The 17,942-nt window shown below is 72.6% G+C and carries 22 protein-coding genes; 10 read left to right on the top strand and 12 right to left on the bottom strand.

Translation table 11 applies throughout. From position 1 onward, the window contains the following. Positions 1-36 precede the first annotated feature (36 nt). On the bottom strand, positions 37-1,308 hold the full coding sequence (locus B073_RS0112640) for an MFS transporter (RefSeq protein ID WP_018538463.1): 1,272 nt from the start codon (positions 1,306-1,308) through the stop codon (positions 37-39). 129 nt (positions 1,309-1,437) lie between these two features. Then, positions 1,438-2,175: a DUF4097 family beta strand repeat-containing protein gene (locus tag B073_RS0112635; protein ID WP_018538462.1), complete on the bottom strand. Its 738-nt coding sequence runs from the start codon at positions 2,173-2,175 to the stop codon at positions 1,438-1,440. A 264-nt stretch (positions 2,176-2,439) separates the two neighbouring features. Here B073_RS0112635 and B073_RS0112630 point away from each other — a divergent pair, with 264 nt between their 5' ends. Next, positions 2,440-2,715 carry a DUF1876 domain-containing protein gene (locus B073_RS0112630; protein ID WP_018538461.1) on the top strand — a complete coding sequence of 92 codons (276 nt, stop codon included), beginning with the start codon at positions 2,440-2,442 and terminating at the stop codon, positions 2,713-2,715. 57 nt (positions 2,716-2,772) lie between these two features. Here the strand turns inward: B073_RS0112630 and B073_RS0112625 are convergent, their stop codons facing one another. From B073_RS0112625 to B073_RS39910, 4 genes are all read right to left on the bottom strand, one after another. After that, positions 2,773-4,107 carry an LCP family protein gene (locus B073_RS0112625; RefSeq protein WP_051093996.1) on the bottom strand — a complete coding sequence of 445 codons (1,335 nt, stop codon included), beginning with the start codon at positions 4,105-4,107 and terminating at the stop codon, positions 2,773-2,775. 276 nt (positions 4,108-4,383) lie between these two features. Continuing rightward, positions 4,384-4,632, bottom strand: coding sequence for a hypothetical protein (locus B073_RS0112620; RefSeq protein WP_202487723.1), 249 nt, complete (start codon positions 4,630-4,632; stop codon positions 4,384-4,386). A gap of 146 nt (positions 4,633-4,778) precedes the next feature. After that, positions 4,779-5,744 (bottom strand): M56 family metallopeptidase, encoded by a 966-nt coding sequence (locus B073_RS0112615; RefSeq protein ID WP_018538458.1) that lies wholly within the window; start codon positions 5,742-5,744, stop codon positions 4,779-4,781. Between the two features lie 3 nt (positions 5,745-5,747). Continuing rightward, a complete protein-coding gene (locus tag B073_RS39910; RefSeq protein WP_018538457.1) occupies positions 5,748-6,221 on the bottom strand; it encodes a BlaI/MecI/CopY family transcriptional regulator in 474 nt (157 codons plus the stop codon). Positions 6,222-6,440: 219 nt separating this feature from the next. On the opposite strand from B073_RS39910, the gene B073_RS0112605 reads away from it, so the two are divergent. Then, positions 6,441-7,016 carry a TerD family protein gene (locus B073_RS0112605; RefSeq protein WP_018538456.1) on the top strand — a complete coding sequence of 192 codons (576 nt, stop codon included), beginning with the start codon at positions 6,441-6,443 and terminating at the stop codon, positions 7,014-7,016. A 50-nt stretch (positions 7,017-7,066) separates the two neighbouring features. On the opposite strand, the gene B073_RS0112600 is transcribed toward B073_RS0112605, so the two are convergent. Next, positions 7,067-7,522 carry a tellurite resistance TerB family protein gene (locus B073_RS0112600; protein WP_018538455.1) on the bottom strand — a complete coding sequence of 152 codons (456 nt, stop codon included), beginning with the start codon at positions 7,520-7,522 and terminating at the stop codon, positions 7,067-7,069. A gap of 265 nt (positions 7,523-7,787) precedes the next feature. Here B073_RS0112600 and B073_RS0112595 point away from each other — a divergent pair, with 265 nt between their 5' ends. The 3 genes from B073_RS0112595 to B073_RS0112585 all read left to right on the top strand — a co-directional run bounded on the left by B073_RS0112595 (position 7,788) and on the right by B073_RS0112585 (position 9,303). Then, the gene (locus tag B073_RS0112595) at positions 7,788-8,012 is read left to right on the top strand and encodes a hypothetical protein (protein ID WP_234025068.1); all 225 of its coding nucleotides are present in this window, start codon (positions 7,788-7,790) and stop codon (positions 8,010-8,012) included. A 31-nt stretch (positions 8,013-8,043) separates the two neighbouring features. After that, positions 8,044-8,481, top strand: coding sequence for a DUF5994 family protein (locus B073_RS0112590; RefSeq protein WP_018538453.1), 438 nt, complete (start codon positions 8,044-8,046; stop codon positions 8,479-8,481). 315 nt (positions 8,482-8,796) lie between these two features. Then, on the top strand, positions 8,797-9,303 hold the full coding sequence (locus B073_RS0112585) for a DUF6344 domain-containing protein (RefSeq protein ID WP_018538452.1): 507 nt from the start codon (positions 8,797-8,799) through the stop codon (positions 9,301-9,303). A 554-nt stretch (positions 9,304-9,857) separates the two neighbouring features. On the opposite strand, the gene B073_RS0112580 is transcribed toward B073_RS0112585, so the two are convergent. After that, positions 9,858-10,037 (bottom strand): DUF5708 family protein, encoded by a 180-nt coding sequence (locus B073_RS0112580; protein ID WP_018538451.1) that lies wholly within the window; start codon positions 10,035-10,037, stop codon positions 9,858-9,860. 365 nt (positions 10,038-10,402) lie between these two features. Between B073_RS0112580 and B073_RS0112575 the strand changes: the two genes are divergently transcribed. After that, positions 10,403-10,981 carry a transglycosylase family protein gene (locus B073_RS0112575; RefSeq protein WP_018538450.1) on the top strand — a complete coding sequence of 193 codons (579 nt, stop codon included), beginning with the start codon at positions 10,403-10,405 and terminating at the stop codon, positions 10,979-10,981. A gap of 144 nt (positions 10,982-11,125) precedes the next feature. Next, positions 11,126-11,506 (top strand): hypothetical protein, encoded by a 381-nt coding sequence (locus B073_RS0112570; protein ID WP_234025067.1) that lies wholly within the window; start codon positions 11,126-11,128, stop codon positions 11,504-11,506. A gap of 93 nt (positions 11,507-11,599) precedes the next feature. Here B073_RS0112570 and B073_RS0112565 read toward each other — a convergent pair whose 3' ends face one another. Further along, positions 11,600-12,007: a hypothetical protein gene (locus tag B073_RS0112565; RefSeq protein WP_026247313.1), complete on the bottom strand. Its 408-nt coding sequence runs from the start codon at positions 12,005-12,007 to the stop codon at positions 11,600-11,602. Between the two features lie 231 nt (positions 12,008-12,238). On the opposite strand from B073_RS0112565, the gene B073_RS49275 reads away from it, so the two are divergent. Continuing rightward, positions 12,239-12,832, top strand: a complete 594-nt coding sequence (locus tag B073_RS49275; RefSeq protein ID WP_420706437.1) for an alpha/beta hydrolase — start codon at positions 12,239-12,241, stop codon at positions 12,830-12,832. 57 nt (positions 12,833-12,889) lie between these two features. On the opposite strand, the gene B073_RS0112555 is transcribed toward B073_RS49275, so the two are convergent. Next, entirely contained in the window at positions 12,890-13,291 is a 402-nt protein-coding gene (locus B073_RS0112555) for a cupin domain-containing protein (protein ID WP_018538446.1), read from the bottom strand. A gap of 52 nt (positions 13,292-13,343) precedes the next feature. Here B073_RS0112555 and B073_RS0112550 point away from each other — a divergent pair, with 52 nt between their 5' ends. Together B073_RS0112550 and B073_RS0112545 are read left to right on the top strand one after the other, a co-directional pair. Then, the gene (locus tag B073_RS0112550; RefSeq protein ID WP_018538445.1) at positions 13,344-14,444 is read left to right on the top strand and encodes a helix-turn-helix domain-containing protein; all 1,101 of its coding nucleotides are present in this window, start codon (positions 13,344-13,346) and stop codon (positions 14,442-14,444) included. Positions 14,445-14,472: 28 nt separating this feature from the next. Beyond that, positions 14,473-15,588, top strand: a complete 1,116-nt coding sequence (locus tag B073_RS0112545) for a CapA family protein (RefSeq protein ID WP_018538444.1) — start codon at positions 14,473-14,475, stop codon at positions 15,586-15,588. A 39-nt stretch (positions 15,589-15,627) separates the two neighbouring features. Here the strand turns inward: B073_RS0112545 and B073_RS0112540 are convergent, their stop codons facing one another. Further along, a complete protein-coding gene (locus tag B073_RS0112540; protein WP_026247312.1) occupies positions 15,628-16,521 on the bottom strand; it encodes an HpcH/HpaI aldolase/citrate lyase family protein in 894 nt (297 codons plus the stop codon). Between the two features lie 4 nt (positions 16,522-16,525). Beyond that, positions 16,526-17,596, bottom strand: a complete 1,071-nt coding sequence (locus B073_RS0112535; protein WP_026247311.1) for an HpcH/HpaI aldolase/citrate lyase family protein — start codon at positions 17,594-17,596, stop codon at positions 16,526-16,528. Between the last annotated feature and the right edge of the window lie 346 nt (positions 17,597-17,942).

The following is a 17,942-nucleotide window of genomic DNA, read 5'->3' as shown; positions in this document are numbered from 1 at the left end:
GCCTCCGCCTCCCCGCCCGCTTCGAGCCCGGGACCCTCAACCCCTCGGCCACTCCAGCCGTTTGGCGAAGTGCAGCCACGCGGCCAGGACCACCAGGACCGCGGTCGCCCCGCCCAGCGTCATCACCGCCGCGGGGGAGGTCCGGTCCACCACCAGCCCGCCGGCCAGCGCGCCGAGCGACAGCGTCGCCTGGAACGACGCGGTGAAGAGCACCGACGCCGCCTCGGGCGCACCCGGTGCCGCCTTGGCGAACCAGGTCTGCGAGGCGACCGGCACCGCCCCGTACGCGACGCCCCAGACCACCAGCAGCGCCAGCGCACCGGCCGGCCCGCGGCCCAGGACCGGCAGCAGCAGCGTGGCGAGCGCCAGCAGCCCGGCCGCGGCCCCGAAGACCGTGCGCGGACGCCGCGCCACCACGGCACCGCCGGCGAAGTTCCCCACCACCCCCGCGACGCCGTAGACCAGCAGGAACACCGTCACCGTCCCCGCCGACGCGACATGGGCGGTCCGCTCCAGGAACGGCGTCACATAGGTGTACGCGCCGAAGTGCGCCAGCACGATCAGAAACGTCATCAGCAGCGCGAAGCGGGTGTGCACTGTGCGCAGTACCGCGCGCAGCACCGCCGGGCGGGTGGCGCGGACCGCCGGCAGCGGCGGCAGCACCAGGGCGGTCAGCACCAGCACCGCCACCGCCAGCGCGCCGACCGCGGCACAGGCCGTACGCCAGCCGGCCAGGTCGCCGAGGAAGGTCCCGGCGGGCACCCCGACCACCGAGCCCAGCGGCACCGCGGAGAAGACCACCGCGGTGGCCCGGCCGGCCGACTCCGCCGGCACCAGCCGCTGGGCGAGCCCGACCCCGATCGACCAGAAACCGCCGATCACCACCCCGACCAGGACCCGCGACAGCAGCACCAGCCAGTAGGCCGGCGCGACCGCGGCCAGGAGGTTCGCCAGCGCCAGCAGGGCGACGCACGCGCAGAGCATCAGCCGCCGGTCGACCCGCGCGGTGGCCAGGGTCACCGTCGGTGCGGCGCCCGCGGCGAGGAGGCCGGGGAGCGTCATCATCAGCCCCGCGGTGCCGTCGGAGACCCCGAAGTCGCCCCCGATCCGCGTCAGCAGGCCGATCGGCAGGATCTCGCTGGTGACGATGGTGAAGATGCCCAGCGTCACGGCGAGCACGGCGAGCCGGCTCTTGAGGGGCGAACGGCCCGCCGGGGCCGGGAGTGTCGCGGGCCCGGAGCCCTGGCGGGTCGTCATGTCCGGCCGGGGTCCGGAGGGGGTGGGCGCGGTGCTGTCGATGGTCGTCATGCCGTCCGTCCTGAGAGGCGACCGTTGCGGTGCCCTCAGTCCAGCAGCCGCCGTCCCCGAGGTCCGGCGGCTTTCCGACGTGGTGGTTCCCCCCCGACCGGGCGCTGTTCGGGCGGCGCCCGGCCGGGCTCAGCCGCCGGCCGTCGCCACGTGGATCGCCCCGTTGCTGGTGGTCAGCTCCAGCCGGTAGCGGCCCGCCGGATCGTTGCGGACCCCGATCTGCTTGCCGCCGTTGTCGGTCCGGGCGGAGACCTGGTAGCGGGCGTCCGGCACGGTGACCGTGACCGCTCCGTTGGACGACTCCGCGCGGACGTCCTGCGCCCTGGTCGCGGTGAGCTCGATCTCGCCGTTGGAGGTCTCGGCCTTGATGCCGTCGCCCGCGAGGCCCCGCCCGGTGATCGCGCCGTCGGTGCTGTGGACGTCCACCGCGCCGGACACCCCGTCCAGGTCGATCGCGCCGTTGCTGGTGGTCACCCGCGCCGAGGCCACCTTGGACAGGCTCAGCGCGCCGTTGGAGGTCTCGCCGGTCACCGGGACCGTACCGGGCAGGTCCACCGTGTACGTCACCGAGCAGCCGTCGCCGCAGCCGCCGAGCACTAGGGTCCCGCCCTCGACGCGGTGCGTCGGTCCCTGCGGCCGGTCGCCCCGGTAGGTGACCTTGCGGTGCACGCCGACCGTGCTGCCGCCCTTGCCGCCGTGCACCGTCACGCCGCCGTCGGTCGTGTCCACCCGCACCGACGTGATCTTCTGCGACACCGTGGCGTCGTCGGAGAAGGTCTCGCCGACCACCAGCCCGCACGCGCCGAGCGTCAGTATCCCGGCCGCGGCCAGTGCCACCGCCCCGGTGAAGCGGACGTGCCTGTGCATGAAATCCCCCCGGAATCCGGTCCGTTCACGGCTCCGGGCGGATGCCCGTCGCCCCTGGCAGAGCCCGTGCCACGGCCCGCCGGCCGCCCGCTCCGGGCCCACTGCCCGACCTTAGGCAGCCCGCGGCCCGCCCGGCCATGGGGCTAACCCCCGCTTCCCGCCCGGGGACCGCCTCCGGGTGCGGCCCCCGGGCGCCGGTGCGACGCTGAGAGGTGGGGAGTGATCCGCTGCGGCAGGAGGAGGCTTCCGGTGAGCGGCACGGGTATGCGTGGCAACGCGAAGGTGTGGAACACCGAGATCAGCATCGTCGAGTCCGGCAGCGAGGTGCGGGCCGAGGCCCGGCTGCGGGGCAAGGAGGGCGGGCAGATCGTCGGCGAGGGGTCCGCCCGGTGCAATCCGGCGGACGAGAACGTCCCCGCCATCGGGGACGAGTTGGCGGTGGCGCGGGCGCTGGCGGACCTCAGCCACCAGCTGCTCAGCCGCGCCGCACACGACATCGAGGTGCACACCGCCCGCCCCGTCGAGCGGCTGCACGCCTGACGGGCCGGCGGCGCGGCGCCCGGGCGGACGGCACCGGCCCGCCCGGGCGCAGCCTCGTCAGCTGTCCTTCGCCGAGAAGTCCGGCCCGAGCGTGAGCGTCACCGCGCCCGGTGCCGCCTGCGCCGACTCCTCCGCCTTGGTGCCGGGCAGCCGCGCGGCGAGCACCTCCGCCTGGGTCTTCAGACCGGGCGGGTAGCTGATGGTGGTGTTGCCGGTGGACGTGCCGTTGGCGGTGGAGAGGACGGTGAAGCCGAGCCCGCGCAGCTTCCGGGCGCCTTCCGCGGCGAGGCCGGGAGTGCCGGCGCCGTTGAGCACCCGCACCCGGACCGAGTGCGCGGTCACCGGGTTCTTCTCCGCCTCCGCGAACTTCTTCTTCCCCTCGGCGCCGATCTCCCGGTCGTGGGCGAGGTCGCTGAACAGCTCGCTCGCCTGCGGGTACTGCCAGATCACGTTGGCCTTGTCGGTGGGGACGTCGGCCTCGCGCGGATAGGTCGGGACGGTGAGGAAGGTGAGGTGGTCCGAGGGGATGTCCTTGACCGTCGACGCGAGGTCGTACAGCTGCTTGAGGTCGGCCAGGTCCTTGTCCGTGCTGAGGGACTTGGTGGCCGAGTCCAGGAAGCCGTAGAGGGCGGTCGGGCTGGTCAGCTTGGACTGGGCCTTGGTCGCGAGCGCCTTCATGAACTCCTGCTGGCGGCCGATCCGGCCGAGGTCGGAGCCGTCGCCGACGCTGTAGCGGGTGCGGACGTAGCCGAGCGCCTTCTCGTCGGTGACGTTCTGGCAGCCGGCGTCCATGTCGAGGTGGGCCTTCTTGTCGTGGATGGCGTGCTTGGGGCAGACCTCGATGCCGCCCAGCGCGTTGACCATGCCCTTGAAGCCCTGGAAGTCGACCGAGACGAAGTGGTCGATACGCAGTCCGGTGTTCTTCTCGATGGTCTTGATGCTGCACGCCGCCGCGTTGCCGACGTTGCCGCTGAGCCCGCCGATGCTGAACGCCTCGTTGATCTTGAAGTGGTGCGGTGCGGACTGCGCGCCGTTGCCCTTGTCGCACGCCGGGATCGCCACCCAGGAGTCGCGCGGGAAGGACACCGCGGTGGCCCACTTGTGGTCGGCGGAGATGTGCAGCACCATCAGCGTGTCCGACTGCATGGTGGTCAGCCCGCTGCCGTACTTCCCGCCGGTGCCCGCTCGGCTGTCGGAGCCGACGACCAGGATGTTCTTCGAGCCGGGGCTGAGGTTGACCGGCCGGTCGCCGCCCAGCGTGCTGCCCAGGTCGGCGCCGTGGATGTTGCCGTTCAGGTGCTGGTACACCCACACACCGGCACCGGTCGTGCCCAGCAGGAGCACGCCGACCACCCCGCCGGTCCAGGCCACGATCCGGCCGCGCCGGGTCATCCGGGCCTTCCCGGCTTTGCCGGAACCGCCGGCCCGCCGCCGCTCGGCACGGCCGCCCGCGGCACGCTCGCCGTCCGCCACCGGAGCCCGTCCGCCCCGGTCGCCCCGTCGGGCCCCCTGCCTGTGCGTCGTCCTGTCATGCACGCCGATGGCCCTTCTGGTCCTTCTGGAGTCGGTCTTGCTGCGGTGAGAGGTGTGGGGGTACGGGGGAGCGCACGGCGCCGGCGGGCGGCGGTGCCGGCCGGGGGCCGCGGCGCGGCGGACCGCCGCGGAGAGTCAGATGCCCTCGGTGGGCAGCAGCCGTACGGACTCCGGGTCGTAGCGCAGCCACTGCGGGCGACCGCCGCCGGGCAAGGTGCGCAGCAGGCACCACTGTTCGCCCTCGTCGTCCGTCCACCAGGCGCTGATCCGGCCCAATGCCCAGGCGCCGTCGGGATATTGGACCTCGACCGGTTGGTAGACCCATCGCACCTCCGCCTCAGGAGGCGGGCTGTCCCAGGTCAGGGGTCCGCACCTCGTCGCCATCTCCCCCTCCGGCAGCGCCCGTTGCGCCTGTCGGGCGCAACCCTACCGATAACTTCTACAACGCTGTAGAAGTTCGTTGCTGTGCTCCGGGTCACAAAAAGATATCCGTCGCGTGGCGCACTGGAGAGTCCGGGGTCAGTGTGCCCTCACCAGGGCGTCGCCGCCTTCAGAACGAGGAACAGAGCTACCGCCGCGTTCAGCGAGGAGAGCGCGGAGGCCGCGGTGCCCGCCGCCGCGACCAGCGCGGCCAGCCCCGCCGGGGTCAGCGCCGGCGGCCAGGTGCGCGCCGACGGCACCGGCCCGAGCAGCGCCGCCACCCGCCGCGGCACCGGCCCCGGTTCGGGCGACGCGAACTGCGCCACCACCGGGTACGGCGCCGGCCGCGAGATCAGCGCGGCCTTCCCCACCGCGCGGGCGGTCAGCCGCCGGTCGCCGACCGCCCCCGCCGCCTCCTCGTCCGCCCAGCGCTCGGCGCTGAAGGCGACCGCGGAACGCAGCGGCAGCAGCAGCGGGTTGACGCACCCGGCCAGCCGCACGGCCAGCAGATAGCGGTGGTGACCGGCCTGCAGATGCGCCCGCTCATGGGCGAACAGGGCGCGCCGCTCGTCGTCGTCCAGGCTGCGCAGCATCCCCCGGGACACCGCGATCCGCCCGGGCCGGGCCGGCCGCCCCGGCCGCGCACCGGTGCCCGGCACGGCGTAGGCGTACGGTTCGTCGTCCGGCAGCACCACCGGGTCGGCGCCGGCCGGCAGCACCTCCAGCGCGCGGTGCGCCCGCTCCCGGATCCGGTGGTCCCGGCGCAGCGCGACACCGCACACCACGAGCGCGGCGGACAGCGCGAAGATCGCTGCGACCCCGGCCACCTCGGCGTACGGCACCGCGGCCCGCACCTCCGGGTCCGACCAGCCGTCCGGCAGCGGATTTCCGGGTAGTTGGGCGGTCCCGACGACCACCAGCAGCCCCAGGCAGAGCGTGCTGCACACGCCGAGGACCACGGCCAGCACGGTCAGCAGCCGGGTGGTGACCCGGGGGTGGAGGTGCTGCTCCGCGAGCCGGGCGATCGGCAGCGCGGTCAGCGGCAGGACGAGCGGCAGGAAGACGAAGACGCCCACCGGTCACCCTCCGCGTGCTTCGTCCGAGGCGTCCGAGCGGCCCGCCCCGGGGTCGGCGCCCGGGGCTCTGCCGTCGTCCTCGGCGCGGGCCAGGAGGCTGCGCAGCACCTCCTCGTCGTGGGCCGAGAGGGCCGAGACGAAGCTGGTCAGCACGGCGTCCCGGTCCGGTTCGCCGTCCAGGACGCGGCGCATCCGCAGCGCGGCGAGCCCGGCCTCGTCGGCCGCCGGCGTCCAGGCGTAGGCCCGGCCGGCGCGTTCGCGGGTGACCGCCCCCTTGGCGTGCAGACGGGACAGGATCGTCATCACGGTGGTGTAGGCGAGGTCGCCGCCGAGCCGCTCCTGCACCCAGGCCGCGGTGGCCGGGCCGGGCGCGTGGTGCAGCGCGGCCAGCACCTGCGCCTCCAGCTGGCCCTGGCCGCGCCGGGCCCGGTCCCGCCCGTTGCCGCCGAGGGCCTTGCCGAAGGGTGTTGCGCCCATGTCGTCGCCTCCCGTCGCACCGGGCGCCCCGCGGGCCGGGACGCCGAGGCATTTTACGGCGGCGGCCGGCGCTTCCCGGGGTCGCTGCACGGAGTGCGCCCGCCTGCGCCGCATTCCGCCGGCTTACTTCTACACTCCTGTAGTTTTTCTGCCAGGTCCTGGTTCACCGCCGGGGACCGGCAATGGCAACCGGCCCGGCCAATCATCTGGAGGGAAGCCATGGGAGTCTCACTGGCCAAAGGCGGCAACGTCTCGCTGACGAAGGAGGCACCCGGCCTGTCCGCGGTATCGGTCGGTCTCGGCTGGGACGTACGGACGACCACCGGTGCCGACTACGACCTCGACGCCAGTGCCCTGCTGTGCACCGACGCCGGCAAGGTCGCCTCGGACCGGCACTTCGTCTTCTACAACAACCTCACCAGCCCCGACGGTTCCGTGCAGCACACCGGCGACAACCTGACCGGCGAGGGCGAGGGCGACGACGAGACCATCAACATCGCCCTGAACGGCGTCCCGGCGGAGATCACGAAGATCGTCTTCCCGGTCTCCATCCACGAGGCGCACAGCCGCGGCCAGAACTTCGGCCAGGTGCGCAACGCCTACATCCGCGTCGTCAACCAGGAAGGCGGCGCCGAACTGGCCCGCTACGACCTGACCGAGGACGCCTCGACCGAGACCGCGATGGTCTTCGGCGAGCTCTACCGTCACAACGGCGAGTGGAAGTTCCGCGCCGTGGGCCAGGGGTACGCCTCGGGGCTGGCGGGCATCGCGGCGGACTTCGGCGTCAACGTCTGACGTGGTGCGGGCGGGGGTTTCACGTGAAACCCCCGCCCGCAGCCGCGCGTTCAGAGATCGAACTCGGCGGGGGAGATCCCCAGCGCGAAGCACACCTCGCGCACCACGGCACGCTCGGTCGGGTCGAAGTCGCCGTCCGCGCCGCCGATGACGATGCCGATCTGCAGCACCGCCCGCGCCTCCACCGGCTTCTTCTTGACCTTCCCGATCTCCTGCATGAGCGCGACCTTGCCGAAGTCGAAGTCGGCGGCGAGCTTGTCCAGGCAGCCCTCGAAACGGAGCCGGAGGTCGTCCGCCGGGAAGTTCTGGAGCACCTCGTTGGTGGCGATCAGCTGCGCCACCCGCCGCCGCTCCGACGGGTCGACGACGCCGTCCGCGGCGGCTACCAGCGCGCACATCGCCATGCTCGCATCGCGGAAGGCACCGCTCTTGAGGTCGTTCTTCCTGGCGACGAGCTGGCTCTGCATCGTCTGCGCGGAGTCCTTGATCCGGTCCCACAACGCCATGTGAATCTCCTCGGCTGGTCGTGCGGCGAGCATGCGGAGGGCGGGCCCTGGGCATGCTTCAGGCATGCGTTTGGTCATGCGTAAGTAAAATCTACAGCCCTGTAGAAGGCGTGCGGATGCCACCCCCTGCCGTCATGGCCACCTTTGGCGCGATATGCCGCCTGCGCCCGGAGTACGGTGGAAAAACCACCGTAAAGCGATGTGTTTCCGACGATGCCCGGGGTGCCCCGGTCAGGGACGGCCCGGGGGTATGCGGGTGAGCGCCATGCAGACCTTCTTGTCCGTGCTCGTGCTGCTGGCCCTGATCTTGCTGGGCGTGCTGTTCCTCATCCGGGTCAACGACCAGACGGTCGGGCGCCCCTCCCCGCACCGCTACACGCACCTGAAGGAGTCGTTCCAGCGGCGGCTGCACAGACACCCGCACGGCGCCGCCCCGGGGCCGCACACGACGGGCCCGCCATCTTCCCGGGAGCCGGACGACCGCCGGTGACCCCCGCCGCCCGTCGCGTCAGGAGCGCCGTATGACCACCGCCCCCGAGGACCGCTCCCCGCACCCCCGCCCCGCACGGCATCCCGCACCGCCACCGGTCGCCCGCCTGGCCATCGCCCCGCACGGCGAGGTGACCCGGCGGCTGGACGGGGCGTGGTGGCCGCACTCCACCGACCTCGTCGCCGAACTCCCCGACCTCCTCGCCGCGTTGCCCTTCGACTGGCCGCGGATCACCCATGCCACGGTGAACGGCTCCGGCTGGCCCGCGCTGCCCGGCCACATCCTCGTCGCCGGCCATGTCGTCCGGCTGCGCCGCACCACCAACCGCCCCGGCCCGGACACCCTCTGCCTGGTCTCCGCCGGCGTCGGCCGCTGGGACCTGCTGATCCTCCCGCCCGCGACCCCCGAACCCGACGCGGTCCGCACGATGGCGGAGATGGCCCGGACCGGAACACCGACACCGGCCTGAGGGCGCGCCGCACGCGCAGGACGGCAGCCCGGCCCGCCCCCGCCTCCCGATGACCGGCATACCCCGGCGATCCGGTGCGCGCATCCGCAGACCCCGCTCCGACGCCCCCGCAACCGCGCGGCCCCGGCCGTCCCGATCCCGCTGCGGCCTGCGCCTTTCCGCGTCCGGTTACTGCACATGAGTGGTGTTCATCAGAAGAACGCCGTTCCAGCGGCGTCGGTCCGCGATTCCTCCCATTGCGTACTCATCATAAGAAAACGCAACAGAAGGGACGCGTGGATCCCGCTGAGGGGTCCCGACCGAAAGCGAGGAATCATGGCTGCGAACAAGGTCATGCAGTTCTGGGCGGTTTGCCTGGCCGTACTCGGCAAGCTGCTGGCGTCACTGGGTGTCTCCCCCGCCGCCTCCGCGGCCCGCCGGGAGGCCGCGATCTACGAGCGGACCCTGGGCAGCACCGCCCCGGGCACCGACGGCCCCGACGCGGCGAGCGGCGCCGAACCCGAACATGATCCGGGGCCACTGCCACCCGCCGCGAGGACGGCCAAGCCCTTCGTACCCGCCGCGCGCACCGCTCCCCGCTACGGCGAGGACGGCTCCGTCCGTCGCAGTGTCCCGCTCCCGACCCTGCCGCCGACCATCAAGCAGCGCATCCGGGCCGAGGCGCACGGCGCCTCCCCGACCGCACGCATCAACCGCGGCAACCGTGGCCAGTCGCTCGCCGGCGTCGCCTCCGGCGCCGAGGCGTACTTCGGCACCGCCCCGGTCCAGCCGACCATTCCGGCGGCCCGCCGCCGCGAGCGCACCACCGCCCGTGCCGCCTGAGCCGGATCCGCGCACGCATGCGCCGACCGCACGGCACACCACCCGGCCCGCCACCGCACAGCGGCCGCACCACGACAACGGGCACGCCAGCAGCAAGCACCACGCTGCATGAGCACCACGCCGACGAGCATGATGACGCCAAGCATGAGAGCGACCGGCCGACCTGACACCGGAGCCGGGTTCGGAGCACCACACGATCCGGAGCAGTACCCGAGCAGTATCCACAGACTTTGAGGTGACGCAGCGTCCGACGTCGAGCAGGGCGAGACCCCGCCGCCGGGCACGAGAGGCCACCGCAGGAACCGCAGGGCACTCTGCGGGCATCCGCTGGTTTCACGTGAAACAGCGTTGGAAGAGGGTCGTTCGCGTTCGACGGGTCGGCGACCATGTCGTCGGGACGGGGCACACACCGCTGCACGCCGGGCCACGCGGGCCCGCCGCTGTGTGGCGCACAGGCGGTAGCAGCGCGACGTTGTCGCGTTCCGTCAGGCCGAAGCCGTCCGAACGGGCGGCGCTTTGGCATGCAGGGGGCGAGCGGTGCGGGGCCCGGGCCGCTATTTCGTGGTCTTCTTCCCCAGGCTCAGTACGGCGAAGAGCGCCTCCGCGCCGCCGACGATCGCCAGGACCAGCCCGATCTTGTGCAGCGAGACGACCGGCGTCTCAACTTCCTTGGTGGTGAGCCACAGGATGACGCCCACGATCGCCAGCAGAATGCCGCCGGCAATGCCCTTCATGAATTCCCACCCCTTGTCGTCGAAGCAGCCGAGGCCGCCGATGCGGTGTCGGTCGACCGGACCAGTCTCGCGTCCGCTTCGGGCGGAGGGATCGTCCGCAGGTAGGCATTGGCCGGGCGTCGCCTGTCACTTTCTATGTACGCCGTGGGGTGTCCCCGTGCAGCGGGAAACACCCGTCAACCAGCCAAAATTGACGTCGCAACATCCGCGCATTCCTCCCGTCGGGGATCCGCGCGGGTGAAAAACCATCCGCATGGCTCACCTGGACCTGCCGTGTGCCACGGCTGCGGGTTACCTGGTGCCTGCCCCTCAGTCGTGGCGCGCACGATGTCGCGACGCCGCTGGAGCATGCAGGAGGAAGTGCCATGCCGTCGCCACTCGCCGGACGCACCGCCGGACCGATTCCGTCCGCGCTGCTGGGACTGCTCTCCCTTGTGATGGCCGCCGCGGGCCCCGCGGCGGCCGACCCTTCACCACCGTCGGCGTCGGGCACCGACTGGGACCAGATCGCCGCCTGTGAGAGCAGCGGCGACTGGCACATCAACACCGGCAACGGTTACCACGGCGGCCTACAGATCTCGCCGGCCACCTGGCGCGCCTACGGCGGCGAGCGCTACGCGCCGCGTGCCGACCTGGCCACCCGTGACGAGCAGATCGCCATCGGCGAGCGGATCGTCCAGGACCGCGGCCTGTCGCCCTGGCCCAACTGCGGCCGCCTGTCCGGCTCGTCCGGTGACCGTGGCCTGCACGCCCGTCCCACGTCCCCCTCGCTCACGGCCCGGGCTGGCACCTATGTCGTCCGCCTCGGCGACCACCTCGCCGCCATCGCCCGCCAGATGCACACCCCCGGTGGCGCGGAGGCCCTTTACGCCCTCAACAAGGCCCGCCTTCCCGAAGGACCCGACCATATTTTTCCCGGGCAGATTCTGCGTGTGGAGGACTGAGGAAGGCGAAGGGTCCGTCACGGTGAATCCGGGTGGTCGGTCAGAGTGAACGCGGAAGACCGGCCGCCCTTCAGGCTTGGTCGATGTGAGGACTGCCGGTAGCAAGACTGCGGGTTTACCAACCGCGAGGGGCAGGACCACACTGTGAAGAGATTGAGTCCCAAGAAGATGGCGATCGCGGGCCTTTTCGGCCTGCTCCTGGTCGGTAACGGCGTAACGCCGGCCATGGCCTCGGCTTGGGGGGACGGTCCGTTCAATGCGAACGGAGACACCTTCAACAAATTCATCGCCACGTTCGAGTGCGAGGGCCGGGCGCGCTACTGCATCAACGGCCCGGTCAACAGCGGCAACATCAAGAACGCCCAGAACGTGGGGATCAACGGGAGTCCCAGCTCCAGCGGAACCCCGACGAGTAACAGCGGATCCAACAACTCCGGTTCCACCGGCAGTGGTTCGTCGTCGGGCAGCTCCAACAAGCAGCAGCTGCGTGTCGACGACGACGGCGGGGCCAGCGTGCACCTGTGAGCTGACGGCACAGTGCCGACACATGCCTCAGGCCCCGGAATTCCGGGGCCTGAGGAATTTTCCGGGCGTCCGGAAGAGTTCCGGACGCCCGGCTCAGGGCAGGACCTTGAGGATCTTCGAAATGTCGTTCCGGCTGCCGCTCTCCGAGCCGGTGGCGGAATTGAGGCTGTTGGTGGAACCGGCGGCCGTCTCGATGTTTCCGCTGTTCACCGGGTTGCCGCGGTTGAGGTAGTTGTTGCTGTTCTTGCTGTTGCCGCTGTGGACCGGCCCGTTGACGCACGGATGCGGCGACTTCCGTTGCGGCGAACGGTAGTTGAAATCGGCGAGGCGGTTGTCGCACATCACGCCGGAAATCATGCCGGTGATGGTGCCGACGTCGGCACCCGCCACCGCGGAGAGCAGGGAATTGTCCGGAGGGGTCTGTGCCTGTGCGACTCCGGTGCTGAACAGCACCAGACCGCATGCCCCGGCGACGGTTCCCGCCTGCACTAGTCTTTTCACGACGCTCCTTGCGTGATCGGCCTGCTGGTCGCAGACGTATCGTCCTGCGGTTTTCCACCGCCGCCGCTGACAACCCGCAGGGATTCCAAACGCTCGTGAGCCATATTCAGCCGGGTGGCCCAACGTCCCGGCGGGCCCCCGGCCGGCGTCGGTGCGGGCGGGGGAAAACCCCACCACGACCCGGCGGGCCGCCGGATGGGCGGGCGCGAGCGGCCCAACGAGCCTTGTGTCATGACGAGTTACAGGGGGCGGAAGGCCCAGAGGGTGTTGCTGCTGGGGCTGTCGGGGCTGATGGCCGCGGCGACGCTGAGCGCCGCGGTGCCGGGCGCCCGGGCGGCGGACCGGGGCCGGAAGAACGGCGCGGCACCGGCACCGCGGCTGGTGTGGCGGCCCTGCGAGCGCCCCGGTGGGCCGGCCGGGCAGGAGTGCGCCGAGCTGCCGGTGCCGCTGAACTACCGCGACCCGGCGGGACCGCGGATCACGCTGGCGGTGAGCCGGGTGCGCCACCCGCTCACCGTCGGGATGCCGGCGAACGTCACGCCCTGTGCGTTCTGGAAGGACCGGCCGGCCGACGAGCCGGTGCGCATCAGCGACCGGGGGCCGGCCGACGTCCTGATGATCCAGAACCTCCGGGATCCGTCGACGCCCTACTTCGGGGCGCGGAAGATGCGGACGGCGCTCGGGCAGCGGGCCCGCATGGTGACCCTCGACCACGGCGGGCACGGGGCGTACCTGGCGAACGGGAACGCCTGCGGGGACCGGACGGTGACCGGCTACCTGCGGGACGGCCGGTGGCCGCAGGCGGATGTGTCCTGCCCGAAGTAGGAGGGGCCGGGCCGCCGGTGGAGGCGGCCCGGCGGCAGGCGTCGGGCCGCCCGGCGGTCACCCCAGCGCGTGCCCCGTGGTGGCGTCCACGTGGTCGGGGACCTCCTCGTGCCGGTCGCCGACCGTCGACGTCCCGGTGGGCTCGAAGAGCAGCAGCGAGGCGCCGGACGGGGCGGACGGCTTGTGCTCGATGCCCCGCGGGACGGTGAACACGGCGCCCTTGGGCAGCCGGACGGTGCGCTCCCCGGCCTCCTCGCGCAGCGAGATCAGCAACTCCCCCTCCAGCACCAGGAAGAACTCGTCGGTGTCGTCATGGGCGTGCCACAGGTGGTCGCCGGCGACCTTGGCGACCCGGACGTCGTAGTCGTTGACCTGGGTGACGATCCGGGGGCTCCACAGGGTGTCGAAGGAGGCCAGCGCGGCGCCGAGTTCCAGGGGCTGATCTGCGTGTGTGCTCATGATCCGATCCTGGCCCGCCCCGCCCGGCCGCCGTGAGTGCTAGAAATCGCATATGCCGCAACGATCCTCGCAACCGGATCGGATACCGGGCCGCGCAGCGGGCCGCCCCGACCGCCCGCACCGCGTCGTCGCCGTCGTCGACGAGAACACCAACCCCTTTGAAGTCGGCTGCGCGATCGAGGTGTTCGGCCTCAAGCGTCCCGAAATCGGCCGCCCGCTCTACGACTTCGCGCTCTGCGCGCCGGAGCCGCGGACCGCGATGCGCGACGGCTTCTTCACCCTCACCGGCGTCGCCGACCTGACGGCCACCGACACCGCGGACACCGTGATCGTCCCCCACCGGCCCGATGTCGAGGTGCCCCGCCGGCCCGCCCTGCTCGACGCCATCCGCCGCGCCCACGCCCGCGGCGCGCGGCTGATCAGCTTCTGCACGGGCGCCTTCACCCTCGCCGAGGCGGGCGTCCTCGACGGCCGCCGGGCCACCACCCACTGGCAGTGGGCCGACCGCTTCCGGACCCGCTTCCCCGGCGTCCACCTGGAACCCGATGTGCTGTTCGTGGACGACGGCGACCTCCTCACCGCGGCGGGCAGCGCGGCCGCGCTCGACCTGGGGCTGCATGTGGTCCGCCGCGACCACGGCGCGGAGATCGCCAACGCGGTCAGCCGCCGGCTGGTCTTCGCCGCCCACCGGGACGGCGGCCAGCGGCAGTTCGTGGAACGCCCGGTGCCCCGCATCCCGGACGCCTCGCTCGCCCCGCTCCTGGCCTGGACCCAGGAGCGCCTGGACACCCCGCTCACGGTGGCCGATCTGGCCGCCCGCGCCGCCGTCAGCCCCGCCACCCTCCACCGCCGCTTCCGCACCGAACTGGGCACCACCCCGCTGGCCTGGCTCACCGGCGAACGGATCGCCCTGGCCTGCCGGTTGATCGAACGCGGCGAGACCCGTCTCGACGTGGTCGCCCGCCGCAGCGGCCTGGGCACGGCGGCCCATCTGCGCGCCCTGATGCACCGCGAGACCGGCCTGACGCCGTCCGCCTACCGCCGCCGCTTCGGCCCGGACGCGGGCGACGGCGCACCGTTTCACGTGAAACACCGTGTTTCACGTGAAACCCCGCCCGCCGCCCGCCCGGCCGCCTCACCCACCGGCCCCTAACCTGGGAAAAGGAAGCCGGTGCGCGTCGATGACCGCTGAACCCGTCACCCTCGCACTCTGCGGCGATGTGATGCTCGGCCGCGGAGTCGATCAGATCCTGCCCTTTCCCGGCGACCCCGAGCTGCGCGAGCCCTACGTCCAGGACGCCCGGATCTACGTCGGGCTGGCCGAGGCGGTCAACGGCTCGGTCCACCGCCCGGTCGCCTTCCGCTACCCCTGGGGCGACGCCCTGGCCGCCCTCGACGCCGCCGCGCCCGCGGCCCGGGTGCTCAACCTGGAGACCTCCGTCACCCGGCACGGCACCTTCGCCCCCGGCCGGGAGATCCACTACCGGATGCACCCGGCGAACCTTCCCTGCCTGGCCGCCGCCCGCCCCGACGTCTGCGTCCTCTCCAACAACCACGTCCTGGACTTCGGCCGCGAGGGGCTGGCCGAGACCCTGCGGAGCCTGGCAGCGGTGGGCCTGCGCACGGCGGGCGCGGGCAACGACGCGGAGGCGGCCCGCCGCCCCGCGGTCGTCCATCTGCCCGGCGGCCACCGCCTGCTCGTCGCCGCCCTCGGCATGCCGTCCAGCGGCATCCCCCGCACCTGGGCCGCGACCGCCCGGCACAGCGGCGTCCACTGGGCGGACGGCCCCTCGCCGGAGACCGCCGCCGCGGTGGGCGCCCAGCTGCGCGCCCGGAAGCGGGCCGGCGACCTGGCCATGGTCTCGGTGCACTGGGGCTCCAACTGGGGCTATGGCGTCCCCCGCGCCCAGACCGCTTTCGCGCACGCCCTGATCGACGCCGGCGCGGACCTCGTCCACGGTCACTCGTCGCACCACCCGCGCCCCGTGGAGCTGTACGCGGGCAAGCTCATCCTCCACGGATGCGGCGACTTCATCGACGACTACGAGGGCATCACCGGCTACGAGCGCTACCGCGACGATCTGCGACCGCTCTACCTCCCGGCCCTGGAGCCCGGCACCGGCCGCCTGCGGGAACTGCGGATCGTCCCCTTCCAGAGCCACCGGATGCGGCTGCGCCACGCCTCGGCCGAGGACGCCCGCTGGCTCGGCGCCCTGCTGGACCGCCTCGCCGACGGCTTCGCCCCCGGCACCCTGACCACCGACCCGGCCCCCGAGCTGCACCTCCGCCCGGCCTGACCGGCGCCGCCGCACCCGTACGGCCCGTGGGGGCCCGTCCTACTCCGCCGCGTCCGCCACCGCCGCGGCCAGCGCCAGCACCCGCCGTGCCTCCTCCACATGGAGGTTCTCGATCATCCGGCCGTCCACGGTGACCACCCCGCGGCCCTCCCGGCCCGCGGCCTCGAACGCATCGATGATCTTCCGTGCCCGGGCCACCTCCGCCTCGGCCGGCGCGAACGCCCGGTTGCACGGCTCGATCTGCGACGGATGGATCAGCGTCTTGCCGTCGAACCCGAACTGCCGGCCCTGGACGCACTCCGCCTCGAACCCGGCGAGGTCCTTGACGTCGTTGAACACCCCGTCCAGGATCGCCTTCCCCGCCTCCCGGGCCGCCAGCAGCGCCAGCGACAGCCCGGTCAGCAGCGGCGCCCGGCCCGGTACGTGCGCGGCGTGCAGCTCCTTCGCCAGGTCGTTCGTGCCCATCACCAGCACCGTCAGCCGCTCGCTCGCGCCCGCCACCGCACGGGCGTCCAGCATCGCCCGCGGCGTCTCCACCATCGCCCAGATCGCCGTGCGGTCCGGCGCACCGGCCGCCTCCAGCCGCTTCTCGACCTCCCGCACGGTCTGTGCGGACTCCACCTTCGGCACCACCACCGCGTCCGGACCGGCTTGCGCCGCGGCCCGCAGATCGTCCGCGAACCACTGCGTCCCCGGCCCGTTGACGCGGATCGTCACCTCCCGGCGGCCGTACGCGCCGCCGGCCACCGCCGCCGCGACCCGCTCCCGCGCCGCCTCCTTGGCGTCCGGGGCGACCGCGTCCTCCAGATCGAGGATCAGCCCGTCCGCCGGCAGCGACGCCGCCTTCTGCAGCGCCCGCTCGTTGGCGCCCGGCATGTACAGCACCGACCGCCGGGCCCGCACGCTTCCCTGTCCTTCGCCCGTCGCACCCATGGACCTACTCCGCTCCCTCGCCGCTCGCCGCCGCATACGCCGCGCCCAGCGCCGGGTCCCGGGCCACCAGCGCCTCGGCCAGCTCCACCACCACCCGGCACTGCTTGAACGTGGCGTCGTCCTGCATCTTCCCGTCGATCATCACCGCACCGGTGCCGTCGCCCATCTCCGCGATGACCCGGCGCGCCCAGGCGACCTCCGCAGGCGCCGGCGAGAACACCTTCTTCGCGATGCCGATCTGCACCGGGTGCAGGCTCCACGCCCCCACACAGCCCAGCAGGAACGCGTTGCGGAACTGGTCTTCGCACGCCACGGTGTCCTTGATGTCGCCGAACGGCCCGTAGTACGGCAGGATCCCGTGCGCCGCGCAGGCGTCCACCATCCGCGCGATCGTGTAGTGCCACAGGTCCTGCTGGAACACCGCCCGCGGCGCGTCCGCCGCCCCCGGAACGGGGTCCTCCCGGACGAGGTAGCCGGGGTGGCCGCCGCCCACCCGCGTCGTCTTCATCCGCCGGCTCGCCGCCAGGTCCGCCGGCCCCAGCGACATCCCCTGCATCCGCGGGCTGGCCCCGGCGATCTCCTCCACGTTGGCGACCCCGCGCGGCGTCTCCAGGATCGCGTGCAGCAGGATCGGCCGCCGCACCCCGGCCTTCGCCTCCAACTGCGCCACCAGCCGGTCGACATAGTGGATGTCCTCGGCGCCCTCGACCTTCGGCACCATGATCACGTCCAGCTTGTCGCCGATCTCGGTGACCAGCGTCAGCAGGTCGTCCAGCGCCCACGGCGAGTCCAGGCTGTTGATCCGGGTCCACAGCTGCGTCTCGCCGAAGTCGGTCGCGCGGGCGATCTCGACCAGCCCGTTCCGCGCCGCCTCCTTGCGGTCCGCGGGGACCGCGTCCTCCAGGTTCCCCAGCAGCACATCGACGTCCGGCGCGATGTCCGGCACCTTGGCCGCCATCCGCGGATTGCCCGGATCGAAGAAGTGGATCATCCGTGACGGTCGGAACGGCACCTCCCGCACCGGTTCCGGAGCCCCGACGGCCAACGGACGGAAAAAGTCCTTCGGAGAGCGCACGCTGCCTCCCAGTCGCACCGATCACCCGGCCCGGAGCCGGCCAACGGCGCACACTCTAGGCCCGCGACCCCCGGCTTGTTACCGCGCAGTACGTGTGCCGTTGATCACGGACCGCGAAGGGATCAACGGGCCGCGCCGGCGCAGCCCGGGCCCCGCCCGCACCGGCCGCCCGCGATAAATCCGTTGACGCCCCCGGACGGCCCTTGTTGACTTGAAGCCCACGGGCCCTGGCTCCGTGACGCTTTTCCCGATCCTTCCCGATCCGTTCTTGATCCGTTCCGCGATCCGTCTCCTCCGGGCGCAGCCCTGTCCACTCCGGGCGCAGCCCTAGAAATGGGTGTTTATG

Origin of the sequence: Streptomyces sp. MspMP-M5 (genome assembly GCF_000373585.1) — a bacterium.
GTDB lineage: Bacteria > Actinomycetota > Actinomycetes > Streptomycetales > Streptomycetaceae > Streptomyces.
Note: the sequence above shows the minus strand (reverse complement) of the source record. Positions and strands in the feature narration are given on the sequence as shown.

Coding starts and splice junctions, on each gene's coding strand:
- B073_RS0112580 (WP_018538451.1), bottom strand. CDS start 10,037: ATGAAGGGCATTGCCGGCGGCATTCTGCTGGCGATCGTGGGCGTCATC.
- B073_RS0112625 (WP_051093996.1), bottom strand. CDS start 4,107: ATGACCCGGCGCGGCCGGATCGTGGCCTGGACCGGCGGGGTGGTCGGC.
- B073_RS0112605 (WP_018538456.1), top strand. CDS start 6,441: ATGGGAGTCTCACTGGCCAAAGGCGGCAACGTCTCGCTGACGAAGGAG.
- B073_RS0112585 (WP_018538452.1), top strand. CDS start 8,797: ATGGCTGCGAACAAGGTCATGCAGTTCTGGGCGGTTTGCCTGGCCGTA.
- B073_RS0112620 (WP_202487723.1), bottom strand. CDS start 4,632: ATGGCGACGAGGTGCGGACCCCTGACCTGGGACAGCCCGCCTCCTGAG.
- B073_RS0112635 (WP_018538462.1), bottom strand. CDS start 2,175: ATGCACAGGCACGTCCGCTTCACCGGGGCGGTGGCACTGGCCGCGGCC.
- B073_RS0112590 (WP_018538453.1), top strand. CDS start 8,044: ATGACCACCGCCCCCGAGGACCGCTCCCCGCACCCCCGCCCCGCACGG.
- B073_RS0112640 (WP_018538463.1), bottom strand. CDS start 1,308: ATGACGACCATCGACAGCACCGCGCCCACCCCCTCCGGACCCCGGCCG.
- B073_RS0112575 (WP_018538450.1), top strand. CDS start 10,403: ATGCCGTCGCCACTCGCCGGACGCACCGCCGGACCGATTCCGTCCGCG.
- B073_RS0112550 (WP_018538445.1), top strand. CDS start 13,344: ATGCCGCAACGATCCTCGCAACCGGATCGGATACCGGGCCGCGCAGCG.
- B073_RS0112555 (WP_018538446.1), bottom strand. CDS start 13,291: ATGAGCACACACGCAGATCAGCCCCTGGAACTCGGCGCCGCGCTGGCC.
- B073_RS0112545 (WP_018538444.1), top strand. CDS start 14,473: ATGACCGCTGAACCCGTCACCCTCGCACTCTGCGGCGATGTGATGCTC.
- B073_RS0112600 (WP_018538455.1), bottom strand. CDS start 7,522: ATGGCGTTGTGGGACCGGATCAAGGACTCCGCGCAGACGATGCAGAGC.
- B073_RS0112540 (WP_026247312.1), bottom strand. CDS start 16,521: ATGGGTGCGACGGGCGAAGGACAGGGAAGCGTGCGGGCCCGGCGGTCG.
- B073_RS0112630 (WP_018538461.1), top strand. CDS start 2,440: ATGCGTGGCAACGCGAAGGTGTGGAACACCGAGATCAGCATCGTCGAG.
- B073_RS49275 (WP_420706437.1), top strand. CDS start 12,239: ATGACGAGTTACAGGGGGCGGAAGGCCCAGAGGGTGTTGCTGCTGGGG.
- B073_RS0112595 (WP_234025068.1), top strand. CDS start 7,788: ATGCAGACCTTCTTGTCCGTGCTCGTGCTGCTGGCCCTGATCTTGCTG.
- B073_RS39910 (WP_018538457.1), bottom strand. CDS start 6,221: ATGGGCGCAACACCCTTCGGCAAGGCCCTCGGCGGCAACGGGCGGGAC.